The organism is Shewanella nanhaiensis (assembly GCF_019457885.1).
GTDB classification, from domain to species: domain Bacteria; phylum Pseudomonadota; class Gammaproteobacteria; order Enterobacterales; family Shewanellaceae; genus Shewanella; species Shewanella nanhaiensis.
This window is the reverse complement of record NZ_JAHZST010000018.1, coordinates 61,049-74,952: the sequence shown is the minus strand read 5'-3', so window position 1 is coordinate 74,952 and position 13,904 is coordinate 61,049. Positions and strand designations below refer to the sequence as shown.

Below are 13,904 nucleotides of genomic sequence, written 5' to 3'. Positions count from 1 at the left end.
CGACCCATCTGGTTTTGCTTTCTACTTGTTTAACCACTGATAGAAAAGTGGTGGGTCGTGAAGGATTCGAACCTTCGACCAATTGGTTAAAAGCCAACTGCTCTACCGACTGAGCTAACGACCCATCTGGTTTTGCTTTCTACTTGTTTAACCACTGATAGAAAAGTGGTGGGTCGTGAAGGATTCGAACCTTCGACCAATTGGTTAAAAGCCAACTGCTCTACCGACTGAGCTAACGACCCATCTTTGCTTTCTACTTGTTTAGCCACTGATAGAAAAGTGGTGGGTCGTGAAGGATTCGAACCTTCGACCAATTGGTTAAAAGCCAACTGCTCTACCGACTGAGCTAACGACCCATCTGGTTTTGCTTTCTACTTGTTTAGCCACTGATTGAAAAGTGGTGGGTCGTGAAGGATTCGAACCTTCGACCAATTGGTTAAAAGCCAACTGCTCTACCGACTGAGCTAACGACCCATCTGGTATTACTTTCTACTTGTTTAACCACTGGCAGAAAAGTGGTGGGTCGTGAAGGATCCGAACCTTCGACCAATGTGGTAGTTAAGAGTCAAGCCAACTGCGCTCTTACAATAAAGCATCGACTGAGCTCATTATTACCTCCTTTATCTTTTACCACTTAAAGGAAGTGGTGGGTCGTGAAGGATTCGAACCTTCGACCAATTGGTTAAAAGCCAACTGCTCTACCGACTGAGCTAACGACCCATCTGGTATTACTTTCAACTTGTTTAGCCACTGGCAGAAAAGTGGTGGGTAGTGAAGGATTCGAACCTTCGACCAATGTGGTAGTTAAGAGTCAAGCCAACTGCGCTCTTACAATAAAAGCATCGACTGAGCTATTACTACCTCCTTTATCTTTCACCACTTAAAGGAAGTGGTGGGTCGTGAAGGATTCGAACCTTCGACCAATTGGTTAAAAGCCAACTGCTCTACCGACTGAGCTAACGACCCATCTGGTTTTGCTTTCTACTTATTTAACCACTGATAGAAAAGTGGTGGGTCGTGAAGGATTCGAACCTTCGACCAATGTGGTAGTTAAGAGTCAAGCCAACTGCGCTCTTACAATAAAGCATCGACTGAGCTCATTATTACCTCCTTTATCTTTTACCACTTAAAGGAAGTGGTGGGTCGTGAAGGATTCGAACCTTCGACCAATTGGTTAAAAGCCAACTGCTCTACCGACTGAGCTAACGACCCATCTAGTATTGCTTTCTACTTGTTTAACCACTGGCAGAAAAGTGGTGGGTCGTGAAGGATTCGAACCTTCGACCAATTGGTTAAAAGCCAACTGCTCTACCGACTGAGCTAACGACCCATCTGGTATTACCTTCTACTTGATTAACCACTGGCAGAAAAGTGGTGGGTCGTGAAGGATTCGAACCTTTGACCTATGTGGTAGTTAAGAGTTAAGCCAACTGCACTCTTACAATAAAAGCATCGACTGAGCTCATTACTACCTCCTTTATCTTTTACCACTTAAAGGAAGTGGTGGGTCGTGAAGGATTCGAACCTTCGACCAATTGGTTAAAAGCCAACTGCTCTACCGACTGAGCTAACGACCCATCTTTGCTTCTAAAAGCAATGCTCTAGCATGCTTCCTAAGAAGCTTAGCTAGCGCCTCAAGCGACTGTGCCGCTCTGAGGGCGCCTATAATACCTTTTTCATCTTCTCATGCAAGTGCATTTTATCTATTTCTTGCTGTTTGAATGAAAAACAGACTAGGAGTATGTTTTTCGTTTCAAATCAGATTAAAGAGCATTCAACTGCTGCTGAGCAATCCTTGCAGCAGCACTATTAGCGTACTCTTTTAGCACTCTTTGATAATATGATTTCGCAGATGATGGAACTCCAGTCTTCTCAGCGATCATTCCTAATTTAACTAAACTGTCTCCACGCTTATTAGACTCTTTGAAGCGATCCACTACTGTGCTGAATGCTTCTTTAGCTGATGTAAACTCACCTTTATTATATAAAAGCTGGCCTAACCAATAGTTTGCATTAGCCGAATAAGTTGAATTTGGATAATTTTTAGTAAATGCACTAAAAGCAGGGATCGCCTCATCATATCTTTTTTGTTTAAGAACGAGATTAAGTGCTTGCTCATAGCTTGCAGTTTCACTCAGGGTCGATGAAGAGCCTGAACTCGAAACTGATGTAGAGGATGCTGCCGGAGTTTGCACCGACTTTGTCGACAAATTCGCAATATCATCATAAAGCTGACGTTGGCGTTGCAACATCTGCTCTATCTGATAGTTTTGCTGCTCAGTTAAACCTCTAAGATCCAAAACTTCTTGTTGTAAAGTGTCAAGGCGTTGCTGCGTCTGAAATTCAGATTGCTGCTTGGCTTTTAATATCCTTTCTAAACGTGCAACTCTCTCATCGGTTGAACCACCACTAATATCTGCAACCGGGGCAGGTGCAGCAGTTGCTGCACCGATACTGAGAAGAATTGCCGCACTCAATACGGCATTTTTCATCATCAATCTTTACCTACACTCTTAACTTAAAATGATTAGTAAACCAGTACGGCTCTACGGTTAACTGCAAAACCATCATCAGTACGTGACATATCCAATGGCTTCTCTTCACCATAACTCACGATACTCATCTGGCTAGGCAGTACGCCCATCCCCTGTAGGTACTTAGCCACAGCCTTGGCACGTCTCTCACCAAGAGCGATGTTATACTCAGGTGTTCCACGCTCATCGGCATGACCTTCAATCATCACTCGAACATTTGGGTGTTCAATAAGGTACTCGCCATGTGCTTGTAAGACTTCAGCAAACTGTGCTGATACAGAGCTACGGTCAAAATCAAAATAGATAATATGCTCTTTTCTTAACTCCTGGTATTTTAAACGTTGCTGTTCTTGAGGCGTTAGCACTGGTGCAACTCCACCAGTCTCTACACCGCCAGTAGTCAGTTCGCTTCCAGAGCTTGAGTTTGAGCTAGTCGCATCAGTTTCTGAGTCAGAAGTCGAGCTACAAGCACTGATGGCCATCATCGGAATTGCAACCAACATTGCTTTAAACAGCTTATTGAGATCCATTATTAAGTCCTTAATTTTCTTTATCGTTAAAATAGTTATAGAAATGGTGACCAAGAGGGAGACTTAACTTCCCCCTGACCTGCTGGCAGTCTGGCCTTAAAACGTCCATCCGTTGAAACTGCTGCTAAAACCTGCTTTCCTTGATAAGTCGTCCCGTAGATAACCATAGTGCCATTTGGCGCGACACTTGGCGACTCATCGAGACGGGTAGATGTTAATACCTGCATAAAACGTGTTTCGAGATCCATACGGGCAATATTAAACTTACCATTAGTACGATTAACAAATATCATACTGCGGCCATCGGGTGAAATTGAACCACCTAAGTTCCACTCCCCTTCAAATGTCATTCTCTGAACTTTTCCTGATGCTAATGTCACCTTATAAATTTGTGGGCGTCCCCCGCGCTCAGAGGTAAAGATAAGCGACTTGCCATCTGGAAACCATGACGCTTCAGTATCAATAGCATAATGGTTAGTGACACGCTTCAATGCTTTGGTATCAATATCGACAACATAGATCTCAGGCTGACCGTCTCTTGATAGAGTCAGAGCCAACTTTTTCCCATCCGGAGAAAAAACAGGCGCCCCATTAATGCCATCATAGCTGGTGATTTTAGCGCGAGCTTGTGTATAAATATTCTGCACAAAAACTTCCGCTTTTTTGTTCTCAAAACTGACATAAGCCAATTTACTTCCATCTGGAGACCATGAGGGCGACATTAATGGCTCAGGAGAGCGGAGCAACATCTTTTCATTGTGGCCATCATAATCAGAGATCATCAGATGATAAGGCGATTTCTCACCATGTTTAACCACGACATAGGCAATACGAGTTAAGAAAGCACCACGAATACCGGTCAGCTTCTCATAAACAATATCACTGATCCTATGACCATATTGACGAAACTGTTCAGCGCTGATAACCACTTCACTGCTATCAATAAGGTATTCACTGCTTGATTGTGGGCCATTACCCGATTGCATTTGAGCTTTAACTAAATCCACCAGTTCAAAATTAACTAAAAATTGATCCGGTCCCATAGGTTTAACTGAACCCATGACCACAGCCTCAGCTGCAACATTGGACCACTCTTTAGCCACAAACTGTGACACCTTAGCGATATTTCGCTGGGGTAAACCAAGCTCATCTAACGGGTTAAATGTACCACTGCGTGCCAAGTCAGACATAACAACATCGGAGATCTGCTGCGGTGCAGGTCCTTGTCCCTGCCAAACAAAAGGGATAACAGCGATAGGACGCGCAGCATCGACCCCTTCAGTGATCACAATATCTAATGCAGCTCTAGCTGGCATACTCATTACAACCAGCCCTAGCAAGAGCCATTTCCCCAAAGTCTTCATAGGACTCCTTTTAATTAAATTCCGGTTGAACGGTTAAGTTGATCTCTTTTAATTTATTGTAAACATCAGGTTCATTTGACACTGGCAGACGCCCAGCCTTATTAATAGCAGTCTTTGTCGCGCGACACACCACAGGATCACCTGATAATATTTTGCTTGCCGTCACAAAACCATCATTCGCTAATCGTATAAAGATACGACAACTCTTCCCGCGCATAGACTCATCAACAACCAAGTTACGTTGGATTGTCGCGCGGATCATACTGGTATAGCGACTCACCTCCGAAATAACTTGCTTATTTCGGGTCTGTGAGAGTGACGCTTGCTCAGCTGCCAACGCATCTTGCATCATCTGCTCTTGCTGCCTGCGAGCCTCCTCTTCGGCCTTACGTTTACGCTCAGCTTCTGCTTTGCGCTTACGCTCCTCCTCAGCCTTTTTAGCTGCTGCTTCTTCAGCTTTGCGTTTTTCTGCTGCTTTTCTTGCAGCTTCTTCAGAGGCTTTACGCTCCTTCTCTTTCTGCTTGCGATCAGCTTCCGCTTTTGCCGCTTTCTCTTTCTCTTGCTTCTGCTTTAACTGTGCAGCCTTCGCAGCGTCAGCGGCATTTTTAGTTTCAATCTCTTTCTGTTTACGCTCTTGCTCAAGTTGCTTAATTCGAGCTTGTTCGCGCTCACGCTCTTTTCGTGCTTCACGTACTTGTCTATTTGCCTCATCTTGCCTGGCTTTCTCTTTACGCTCAGCTTCTCTTTTTTCAGCTTTTAAACGCTCAACATGTTGCGCAACCTTGCTTTGATCGACAACAACGGCCTGAACAGCGGGTGCACTGGCTTGAACCTGAGGCTTAGGTTTTTCTGAAAAGTCGGCACCCATGGCGACAATAACTATCACGCCAATATGAATGCCAGCTGAAATAATTAAAGGAATTGTAATATCCGATCTCATCGCCACCAATTACTCCTCAGGTGAATCAGTCATCAAACCAACAGAAGGAACACCCGCGCCTTGCAATGTCACCATCAGCTGGATAACTTTCTCATAGGCGATACTTCTGTCAGCTTTTACAACCACAGGACGTTCAGGTTCTAACTGAACAATGGCCCCAACTCGTATCGCGATCTCTTCAAGATCTAATGTTTCACGTGAACTTGAACTGCCCACATCAAGAAAGTAATCACCATCTGCATCAATAGACGCCACCACTGGTGGTTTACTGTCTGCGGCTAATGCTTCTGATGAAGCTTGTGGAAGATCAACCTTGACCCCTTGCGTTACAATGGGTGCCGTTACCATAAAGATAATAAGCAGTACCAACATAACGTCGATATAGGGTACAACATTGATCTCAGCAACCGGACGCCGGCGTTTACGCTGATAACCCTGTTGCATCATTATGCTTCATCCTTTTCGCTGTAGGCTTGGCGGTGTAAAATACTTGAGAACTCCTCCATAAAGTTCGCATATGACATCTCAATCTTATCCACTTGCGTCGAAAAGCGGTTATAGGCGATAACCGCAGGAATAGCGGCAAATAGACCCATTGCAGTCGCAATTAGTGCCTCAGCAATACCGGGGGCAACCATAGCTAACGTTGCATTTTCTACAGCACCTAAAGCGATAAATGAGTTCATGATCCCCCATACCGTCCCAAACAGGCCAATATAGGGGCTTGTTGAGCCGATTGTGGCCAACAGAGGTAGATGGGTTTCTAATTTTTCCATTTCCCTAGAGAGTGAAACGCGCATCGCTCGGTAACTGCCATCCATAACGGCCTCAGGCACCTTGTTATTTAACTTACTGAGTCTGGCATACTCTTTAAAGCCTGAGTGAAATAGTGCTTCTAATCCCGCGTTACTATCTTGTCTTGCCGATAGCTCTTTATAAAGTTTATTCAGATCCACACCTGACCAAAACTTATCTTCGAATTTAAGCGAGCTCTGTCTCGCGGTGGTCAATAACCGGCGACGCTGAATTATCACAGCCCATGAAACCACAGAGAGAGCCAACAACGTCAGCATGACAAACTTAACTAATAAACTGGCCTGTAAAAATAATCCAATAAATGAAATATCAGCTTCCACTTTTTAACTCCTGAACAATATTTTGGGGAATAGCTCTTGGTTTCATACGCGATAAGGTAATGCAAGCCACGTTAATCTTGCCTTCACAATACACGACACCTTGTTGATCAACTAAGCGTTGCTGGAATGTTAGCGACGCCCTCTTCATCTCTATGACAAGCGTTTCTACAAAAAGGTCCTGTTCAAAACGAGCAGCACGGCAAAAGTCGAGCTCAGCCCGTTTGACAACAAATGCAATATCTTCTGCCAATAACACAGTCTGCTTAACACCAATCGCCTTTAACCACTCAGTGCGGGCACGTTCAAAAAAATTAAGATAATTTGAATGATAAACGACGCCACCAGCATCGGTATCTTCGTAATAGACAGAAATGGGCCAACGAAACATAGAATTCAGGTGCCAATCATTGAGATAAAAGAGGCCTACTATACCTAGAGAGAGTGCAATTGTGAATGCTTCTCAGCATCATGGGGACACTATTAAACATAAATATTTGTTCATAAAAAAGAGGCGCTAATGCGCCTCTCTATAATCAATTAAACTTTTCACTTTAAGATTAATTAATTTTTGCTGGAATAGTTAAACCAAAGCTTTCAAACCAAAAAGTATAAATATCGGCAAATTCATCAATCTTCATTGAAGTAGGCTTACCAGCTCCATGCCCAGCATTTAACTCTATTCGCGTGATAATGGGCTCTTCACCCTGCAGTTTCTCTTGCATCATGGCACCAAATTTATAACTATGCAGTGGCACAACGCGAACATCGTGATCAGCTGTCATCACCATAGTAGCGGGATATTCACGTGCAGTGACATTATGGTAGGGAGAGTATGCTAAAAGTGCTGGGAACTGCTCAGCCACATCTGCACTGCCGAATTCGCTGGCCCACCCCCTCCGATAGTGTTCTTATTGGAAGCGCAACATATCCAGTACAGCAGCAAACAGATGCAGCTTAGCCAATATAGATTTCAATTCCATCCTTCCCCCCTACTGCCATTGTAAACATTTAGTTATATTTATTATTTAGGGGTAAAGCCCTGTACTTAATTGATCTTTTCGCCGCTACTATACAATCAAATAAAAACATACCAATAAAAAGAAGTAGAAGTTCAAACAAGGAGATGCAGGCTAAGATTAATAAACCTGTAACATAACAAAGCATCACATTATGCAAAAAATCTGCTTACTCAATCACAAAGAGCCACCACAAGTGAATTATCCAACCTAGATCACACTATTAATGATTAGATAAACTAATGAATAAGGGCAATTTTTCTCGCTTGCCGACAGCCTCCGCTATGCCTACAATTCGCCTCGTTTTCAGGAAGTGTCTGCTAGGCAGATATGAAAACAAGAACTCTTAATTCCCGTGTCTAACACGTGAATTTAATCCCTGGTTCTTAAGCTTGACTTCCTTCCTTCAATTTGTTGATTGCAATTTATTTTTTGCGGCCCGCTTAAGGAATTAAGCGGGCTTTTTTTTGTCTAAATTAATCAGCCTTTTTCTTTCCCAATAAAAAGCCCCACATAAATGCAGGGCTCATCGACAATTAGCAAACAGAGATAAATCTGATCACATAGGCTTAGTTATCCGAATAACAACACGTCTGTTTCTTGCTCTCTCATCGATAGTCGCATTTGATGCCACATGGTGCCGCTCACCATGTCCAACGGTGTGGATCCGCTCCTGAGTAATGCCTGCTGAGATAAAGAACTCTTTTACCGAATCGGCTCGCTCTTCAGATATCTTCTGGTTGATAGAGCGTCCGCCATAACTGTCGGTATAGGCATCAATAAGTACCAGTTCAACCTCAGGATCATAAGAGAGATACTCCTGCACCTTGGCTATCTGCGCTTTTGCGTATCGCGTCAGCTCTTTTCCTCCAAACTCATAAGTCAGGACAGTAAAGGCTATATCATCGAAGCTATATGGCAACAGACTGGCTAAACAGGACTTAAACTCACTGTATTTACGATTAAAATTAACTGCCGATAAACCCACAGCAACTTTATTACTTTGGTTATACCAGTCAGCATAGTAGAAGGTTGGCTGCATCCCCTGTTCAAGCTCAGATAACATGGACCAGGCTGCATTACGGGGTACTTCACCGCTAAAATATTTTTGGTAGGTCAGCTCAGTGATCTCTTTAGAGATAACACCGGGTCTCCATGCTGGCGCGAGGCTCATCAATTTAGCTTGAGTCACTTGATCTGGTTTCACCCACATATCTAAACTGAAATTAAGATTATGATCTTTACCCGCAGTGCTGGTGAATACTGCTTTTCCGTATGCAGGAATATCATGTTCAAGACGACACATAATCGGCGTGTTACCACTTAATTTCCACTCGGACTGATCCAAAGAGGCAACATAGTGACGTAATTCCGCGCTTCCAGTCAGAGGCAGAAATAACGTTAACGCCAGTAATACTCTTAGCCACATACAAAGTACTCTTAATTATTCTATTACTTTAAACTATCGGCACACTTTTACATACCTTTAGCTTATAAAGTAACCATTCAAACATGACAGCACTAACCTCTTATCGCATAATAGCGACCTGCTAACTATTTGGACATGTTAATGAGCGATATTTGCGACGCCAATAAATTAAGTCACCGTTTTCGAGGCTACTTCCCCGTTGTCATAGATGTTGAAACAGCGGGCTTCAATGCCCAAACAGATGCGTTGCTAGAGATCGCAGTCACCATGTTAAAAATGGATGATGAAGGTATCCTAAGTTTAGACAAAACTTTGCATTTTCACATTGAGCCTTTCGAAGGAGCCAATCTAGAGCCGGAAGCTCTGGCTTTTACAGGGATAGATCCAACCAACCCTTTACGCGGCGCAGTCGGTGAAAAGGAAGCATTTCTTGAGATCTTTAAAGAGGTCAAGAAGTCTCAAAAGGCAGCCGGTTGCCATCGAAGTATCATTGTTGCCCATAATGCCGCTTTCGATCATGGTTTTGTCTCTCAGGCCATTGAGCGTTGTGCGCTAAAGCGAACCCCTTTCCACCCTTTTGCCACTTTTGATACCGCTGCTCTCTCAGGGCTAGCGTTAGGTCATACTGTTCTAGCAAAAGCTTGTGCTATTGCTGGGATCCCCTTTGATAACAGCGAAGCACATTCAGCACTTTATGACACAGAGCGTACAGCTGAACTATTCTGTTTGATTGTAAACCGCTGGAAAGCATTAGGTGGATGGCCAATAGCCATAGATGAGGAGAGTAAAGAGGAGTTGAAGTAGCTGCCTTAATCAAACAAACATCAACAAGTTTAGACAAAATCTTAATGTGGCAAAAAACTCTTTTGCCACACTCCAAATGATATTACAGCCCTGTGTTTGCGTCTAAATTCAGAGCATCGATCAAAGAAAATATTTCAGTTAACTCTTTAAAAAGCTGCTCAATATCCCCTCTAAAGCTTAATGGCTTACTAATATCTAACTGAGGCTCAAAATAGTTATGTTTACTCGACAGCTTAATAAGAAGCTTCTGCTCATTAAAGGAAGCCTCAAGCCCTGCTCGATAAAATCGAGCCAAAGAGAGAAAACGTTCCATGGCCGCTGTATTTAAGAGGTATCTCGCTTCCACTTGGTCACTACTGTAAACCTCAAAGTGTTGCTCAAAATCAACGTCTTCAAGTTTGACTCGTGAAAGTTTACTCATAAAACTTGTTAAACGATTAGCAAAAAAGCCTTTATCTTGACTGATCACCGTCGTTCCAGAGAAACGTTTAGGAATAGAGAACTCAACTAATATGCCATCAAAAACGGTTTTATATTGCTTTTTATTGTCTTTGTGTCCGTCAGACTCTTCCAACACGACTTCCCGTAGCACAAAGGGCACATCTTTATATCTCCCTTTAAAGCTATCGTCGAAATGGCCGCGGTCATAATCGGGTAAAATACCGTATTCTTGATACTCACCCAGCTCAGGTAGCTGTGAAGGGTTTAACTCGAAACTCTTACCAAAATATCCAATAACAGTAGGGTAAATATCACTGAAGATGTTATCCCTTAATTTAGAGGCTTCACCATTGGCCCATATATTAATAATCGCAACGCAGACCATGGCAAAAATAGCCGCCACTAAACCAATAAAAAACAATCCCCCATCATCTAATATGGCTAAGGCATAAAAACAAAATGCAAATGAAGCAAAAAAGATGGCCATGCCTAAATAGGTCAAAGGTTGACTCACCTTTCTCCGTTTAGTCTGCTTTGCCACAGCAGAGATCCGCTCCAACTCATAGCTTTGACACTTAGGCGCAATATATTTCTTATAATATTCAGTAAAGGGAAGTTTATCCTCTTCAGGGATAGTAAACTCCATTGGGTTCATGTTCGTTCCTTGTTCAATATCAAATGAGTCCGTCCATGATAGTAAATCAAAAAACAGACACAAAAAAGCTGCGATAAACGCAGCTTTTAGTGACCACAGCTAATAAATCTATAATTTATAGAGTATCAGCATTATCATTTAGGTAAGAAGCAACACCTTCTGGGCTTGCGTCCATACCTTTATCGCCTTTTTCCCAACCTGCAGGGCAAACATCACCGTGCTCTTCGTGGAATTGAAGTGCGTCGATCATACGTAGCATCTCGTCAACGTTACGGCCTAGTGGAAGATCGTTCACAACTTGGTGACGAACTTGGCCTTCTTTGTCGATAAGGAAGGAACCACGGAAAGCAACACCAGCTTCTGGATGCTCAACATCGTACGCTTTACAGATCTCATGCTTAACATCAGCAACAAGTGTGTACTGAACTGGACCAATTCCGCCTTCAGCAACAGGCGTGTTACGCCATGCATTGTGAGTGAACTGTGAATCGATAGAAACACCAATCACTTCAACGCCACGCTTCTTGAACTCTTCGATACGGTGATCGAAAGCAATCAGCTCAGATGGGCATACGAAAGTAAAATCAAGTGGATAGAAAAAAACTACCGTTGGCTTACCTTTAATCGCTTCAGCTAGGTTAAAGCTATCAACGATTTCGCCGTTACCCAGAACAGCTGCAGCAGTGAAGTCAGGTGCCGGACGGCCTACTAATACGCTCATTTTATATCTCCATCTATGGATTGAAAAATCGTTTTTGTTTTAAATCTTATCGCATTATAGGCACAGTTTATTCCTGCACAAGTCAATAACACACCTTTTCATGAATATTCCTGTTTACGGTGCTTTTGTAGCCTTAATAACCTTTAACTTAGTGCTGTTATTTACACTTTTCACCTACATATCCCCACAGCCAGTTAACAAGTAATGGATTTAGGAAGAAAAAAGGCCTCTTTACTGGACAAGCCTAGGTTAGCTAAGCAAAAATAACCGCCAATCTAACGAGTACAAAAGAAAATATAGATATGAACGCTGTCGTTATCGCAGTATGCCTGATGTTAGGCCTTAGTTTAGCTAGGGTAAATGTCGTCGTCGCACTCACCATCTCTGCATTAGTTGCAGGACTTATTGGGGGCTTAGATCTTCATCAAACGGTTGAGGCCTTTAACACAGGCCTTGGTGGAGGTGCGCAGATAGCCTTAAGTTATGCCCTGCTCGGCGCTTTTGCGGTCGCATTGTCGCATTCAGGCCTTACGACCCTCATTTCAACTAAGGTCATCAGTTTATTAGGTAAAGAACAAAATAGTACTAATAACAAACGAGTTCGTTGGGTATTACTGTTAGCGATCCTATCAATGGCTATTGCCTCACAGAATATTTTACCTATCCATATTGCTTTTATCCCTATTCTAATCCCTCCGCTTTTACATGTAATGTCTAAGCTAAAAATGGATCGTCGTTTAGTTGCCTGTGTTCTCACCTTCGGACTTGTGACCACTTATATGGTGTTACCCGTTGGGTTTGGTGGCATATTTCTTTACGATATTTTACTCACAAACCTAAATAGCAACAACCTGCTCGCAATAAGAGAGCAAGTTGCTCCCGCGATGATGATCCCCGCTTTAGGTATGTTTGCAGGCTTATTGGTCGCTATATTTATCAGCTATCGAAAACCTCGAGAATATAGAGAAGAGCTCATTTTGGCAGCGGAGCCTGAAGAGGGGGTTAAGCCACGTAATATAGCCATTGCGCTTATCGCTGTTATCGCGACCTTAATGGTACAACTCTATACAGGTTCAATGATTTTTGGTGCACTGGTTGGCTTCATCGTATTCAGCTTCTCCGGCGCACTTAAGCATGTAGCCGATCAAGATATTTTCAACCAAGGTGTCCGTATGATGGCCAATATCGGTTTTATCATGATCTCGGCAGCAGGCTTTGCTGCGGTGATCAAGGAAACAGGCGATGTTGCTAGCTTGGTTGAGGTAATGAACACAGCCATTGGTGATAATAAGGCCTTAGCTGCCTTCTTAATGTTACTCGTGGGTTTACTTATCACCATGGGGATCGGTTCATCCTTTTCGACTATCCCCATTATTGCCGCTATTTATGTTCCTTTGGCGATGAGTTTCGGGTTCTCAGTTGAAGCAACGATTGCTCTAGTTGGAACCGCAGCTGCGCTAGGAGATGCTGGCTCACCAGCATCAGAGTCAACCTTAGGCCCAACAGCAGGTCTTAATGCCGATGGGCAGCATGACCATATGAAAGACAGTGTTATCCCGACCTTTATCCACTACAACATCCCGTTATTAGTGTTTGGCTGGATTGCCGCTATGGTACTTTAATTGGCCAACCTAAAAATATGACACAAAAAAGGAGCCAATTGGCTCCTTTTTGTTTTCACTACAAATAACGGTTATTTAGTACCGAAAATCTTATCACCTGCATCACCAAGGCCAGGAAGAATATAACCTTGCTCATTTAGACAGTCATCAATAGAAGCGGTATAAAGCTCAATATCTGGATGGGCTTTCTCAAGGGCAGCAACACCTTCAGGTGCAGCCACTAGCACGAGTGCTTTAATTGAAGTGCAACCACGCTCTTTTAACAGATCGATAGTTGAAATCATTGAGCCACCTGTTGCCAACATAGGGTCAACGACGAGTGCGATACGAGAAGGCATATCACTGGCTAGCTTTTCGAAATAGGGAACAGGCTCAAGTGTCTCTTCATCACGGTACATACCAACAACTGAGATACGTGCACTTGGAATATGCTCAAGTACGCCATCCATCATGCCAAGACCCGCACGAAGAATTGGGACAACTGTCACTTTTTTACCTTTGATCTGCTCCACTTCAACAGGACCGTTCCAACCTTCAATGGTCACAGCTTCAGTTTCAAAATCAGCGGTTGCTTCATAAGTTAAAAGACTACCCACCTCTGCTGCTAGTTCACGAAAACGTTTAGTGCTGATATCACCTTCACGCATTAACCCGATTTTATGACGAACTAAAGGATGCTTAACTTCGACAACTTTCATCTTCTTCTCCTGAT

General features: G+C 43.1%; 13 protein-coding genes, 9 tRNA genes and 1 pseudogene. 2 read left to right on the top strand and 21 right to left on the bottom strand.

Annotation, left to right across the window (positions count from 1 at the left end):
* Positions 1 to 48: 48 nt before the first annotated feature.
* The 18 genes and pseudogenes from K0625_RS20050 to K0625_RS19965 form a co-directional block, all read right to left on the bottom strand.
* Positions 49 to 124: transfer RNA gene (locus K0625_RS20050), tRNA-Lys, on the bottom strand.
* 42 nt (positions 125 to 166) lie between these two features.
* Positions 167 to 242, bottom strand: a tRNA-Lys gene (locus K0625_RS20045).
* Between the two features lie 38 nt (positions 243 to 280).
* Positions 281 to 356 (bottom strand) — tRNA-Lys (locus tag K0625_RS20040).
* 42 nt (positions 357 to 398) lie between these two features.
* Positions 399 to 474 (bottom strand) — tRNA-Lys (locus K0625_RS20035).
* Between the two features lie 170 nt (positions 475 to 644).
* Positions 645 to 720, bottom strand: a tRNA-Lys gene (locus tag K0625_RS20030).
* 170 nt (positions 721 to 890) lie between these two features.
* Positions 891 to 966, bottom strand: a tRNA-Lys gene (locus tag K0625_RS20025).
* A gap of 170 nt (positions 967 to 1,136) precedes the next feature.
* A tRNA-Lys gene (locus tag K0625_RS20020) sits at positions 1,137 to 1,212 on the bottom strand.
* A 42-nt stretch (positions 1,213 to 1,254) separates the two neighbouring features.
* Positions 1,255 to 1,330 (bottom strand) — tRNA-Lys (locus K0625_RS20015).
* Positions 1,331 to 1,501: 171 nt separating this feature from the next.
* A tRNA-Lys gene (locus tag K0625_RS20010) sits at positions 1,502 to 1,577 on the bottom strand.
* Positions 1,578 to 1,763: 186 nt separating this feature from the next.
* Positions 1,764 to 2,492 carry a tol-pal system protein YbgF gene (gene ybgF / locus K0625_RS20005; protein WP_220111313.1) on the bottom strand — a complete coding sequence of 243 codons (729 nt, stop codon included), beginning with the start codon at positions 2,490 to 2,492 and terminating at the stop codon, positions 1,764 to 1,766.
* Between the two features lie 35 nt (positions 2,493 to 2,527).
* The gene (gene pal / locus K0625_RS20000) at positions 2,528 to 3,064 is read right to left on the bottom strand and encodes a peptidoglycan-associated lipoprotein Pal (protein WP_012325343.1); all 537 of its coding nucleotides are present in this window, start codon (positions 3,062 to 3,064) and stop codon (positions 2,528 to 2,530) included.
* Positions 3,065 to 3,099: 35 nt separating this feature from the next.
* Positions 3,100 to 4,428: a Tol-Pal system beta propeller repeat protein TolB gene (gene tolB, locus K0625_RS19995; RefSeq protein ID WP_220111281.1), complete on the bottom strand. Its 1,329-nt coding sequence runs from the start codon at positions 4,426 to 4,428 to the stop codon at positions 3,100 to 3,102.
* Between the two features lie 10 nt (positions 4,429 to 4,438).
* A complete protein-coding gene (tolA, locus tag K0625_RS19990) occupies positions 4,439 to 5,374 on the bottom strand; it encodes a cell envelope integrity protein TolA (RefSeq protein ID WP_220111280.1) in 936 nt (311 codons plus the stop codon).
* A 3-nt stretch (positions 5,375 to 5,377) separates the two neighbouring features.
* The gene (gene tolR / locus K0625_RS19985) at positions 5,378 to 5,812 is read right to left on the bottom strand and encodes a protein TolR (RefSeq protein ID WP_041418172.1); all 435 of its coding nucleotides are present in this window, start codon (positions 5,810 to 5,812) and stop codon (positions 5,378 to 5,380) included.
* Between the two features lie 2 nt (positions 5,813 to 5,814).
* Positions 5,815 to 6,504 carry a protein TolQ gene (gene tolQ / locus K0625_RS19980; protein ID WP_220111279.1) on the bottom strand — a complete coding sequence of 230 codons (690 nt, stop codon included), beginning with the start codon at positions 6,502 to 6,504 and terminating at the stop codon, positions 5,815 to 5,817.
* The gene (gene ybgC / locus K0625_RS19975) at positions 6,494 to 6,892 is read right to left on the bottom strand and encodes a tol-pal system-associated acyl-CoA thioesterase (RefSeq protein WP_012325348.1); all 399 of its coding nucleotides are present in this window, start codon (positions 6,890 to 6,892) and stop codon (positions 6,494 to 6,496) included. Before ybgC ends, tolQ begins: the two co-directional genes overlap by 11 nt.
* Before the next feature lie 169 nt (positions 6,893 to 7,061).
* Positions 7,062 to 7,493, bottom strand: a pseudogene (locus tag K0625_RS19970) (prolyl oligopeptidase family serine peptidase); the annotation flags it as partial.
* A 586-nt stretch (positions 7,494 to 8,079) separates the two neighbouring features.
* Entirely contained in the window at positions 8,080 to 8,949 is an 870-nt protein-coding gene (locus tag K0625_RS19965; RefSeq protein ID WP_220111278.1) for a flagellar protein MotY, read from the bottom strand.
* Positions 8,950 to 9,090: 141 nt separating this feature from the next.
* On the opposite strand from K0625_RS19965, the gene rnt reads away from it, so the two are divergent.
* Positions 9,091 to 9,753 carry a ribonuclease T gene (rnt, locus tag K0625_RS19960; RefSeq protein ID WP_220111277.1) on the top strand — a complete coding sequence of 221 codons (663 nt, stop codon included), beginning with the start codon at positions 9,091 to 9,093 and terminating at the stop codon, positions 9,751 to 9,753.
* An 82-nt stretch (positions 9,754 to 9,835) separates the two neighbouring features.
* On the opposite strand, the gene K0625_RS19955 is transcribed toward rnt, so the two are convergent.
* Both K0625_RS19955 and K0625_RS19950 read right to left on the bottom strand, forming a co-directional pair.
* A complete protein-coding gene (locus K0625_RS19955; protein WP_220111276.1) occupies positions 9,836 to 10,849 on the bottom strand; it encodes a DUF3137 domain-containing protein in 1,014 nt (337 codons plus the stop codon).
* 115 nt (positions 10,850 to 10,964) lie between these two features.
* Positions 10,965 to 11,570, bottom strand: a complete 606-nt coding sequence (locus K0625_RS19950; protein ID WP_012325353.1) for a peroxiredoxin C — start codon at positions 11,568 to 11,570, stop codon at positions 10,965 to 10,967.
* Positions 11,571 to 11,872: 302 nt separating this feature from the next.
* Here K0625_RS19950 and K0625_RS19945 point away from each other — a divergent pair, with 302 nt between their 5' ends.
* A complete protein-coding gene (locus tag K0625_RS19945; protein WP_220111275.1) occupies positions 11,873 to 13,192 on the top strand; it encodes a Na+/H+ antiporter family protein in 1,320 nt (439 codons plus the stop codon).
* Between the two features lie 71 nt (positions 13,193 to 13,263).
* Here the strand turns inward: K0625_RS19945 and upp are convergent, their stop codons facing one another.
* Positions 13,264 to 13,890 (bottom strand): uracil phosphoribosyltransferase, encoded by a 627-nt coding sequence (gene upp, locus K0625_RS19940; RefSeq protein ID WP_220111274.1) that lies wholly within the window; start codon positions 13,888 to 13,890, stop codon positions 13,264 to 13,266.
* Positions 13,891 to 13,904: the final 14 nt, after the last annotated feature.

Excerpts from the sequence above, each read along its gene's own strand:
- K0625_RS19955 (WP_220111276.1), bottom strand. The coding sequence starts at position 10,849 with ATGAACCCAATGGAGTTTACTATCCCTGAAGAGGATAAACTTCCCTTT.
- upp (WP_220111274.1), bottom strand. The coding sequence starts at position 13,890 with ATGAAAGTTGTCGAAGTTAAGCATCCTTTAGTTCGTCATAAAATCGGG.
- tolB (WP_220111281.1), bottom strand. The coding sequence starts at position 4,428 with ATGAAGACTTTGGGGAAATGGCTCTTGCTAGGGCTGGTTGTAATGAGT.
- ybgF (WP_220111313.1), bottom strand. The coding sequence starts at position 2,492 with ATGAAAAATGCCGTATTGAGTGCGGCAATTCTTCTCAGTATCGGTGCA.
- K0625_RS19945 (WP_220111275.1), top strand. The coding sequence starts at position 11,873 with ATGAACGCTGTCGTTATCGCAGTATGCCTGATGTTAGGCCTTAGTTTA.
- pal (WP_012325343.1), bottom strand. The coding sequence starts at position 3,064 with ATGGATCTCAATAAGCTGTTTAAAGCAATGTTGGTTGCAATTCCGATG.
- K0625_RS19965 (WP_220111278.1), bottom strand. The coding sequence starts at position 8,949 with ATGTGGCTAAGAGTATTACTGGCGTTAACGTTATTTCTGCCTCTGACT.
- ybgC (WP_012325348.1), bottom strand. The coding sequence starts at position 6,892 with ATGTTTCGTTGGCCCATTTCTGTCTATTACGAAGATACCGATGCTGGT.
- K0625_RS19950 (WP_012325353.1), bottom strand. The coding sequence starts at position 11,570 with ATGAGCGTATTAGTAGGCCGTCCGGCACCTGACTTCACTGCTGCAGCT.
- rnt (WP_220111277.1), top strand. The coding sequence starts at position 9,091 with ATGAGCGATATTTGCGACGCCAATAAATTAAGTCACCGTTTTCGAGGC.
- tolR (WP_041418172.1), bottom strand. The coding sequence starts at position 5,812 with ATGCAACAGGGTTATCAGCGTAAACGCCGGCGTCCGGTTGCTGAGATC.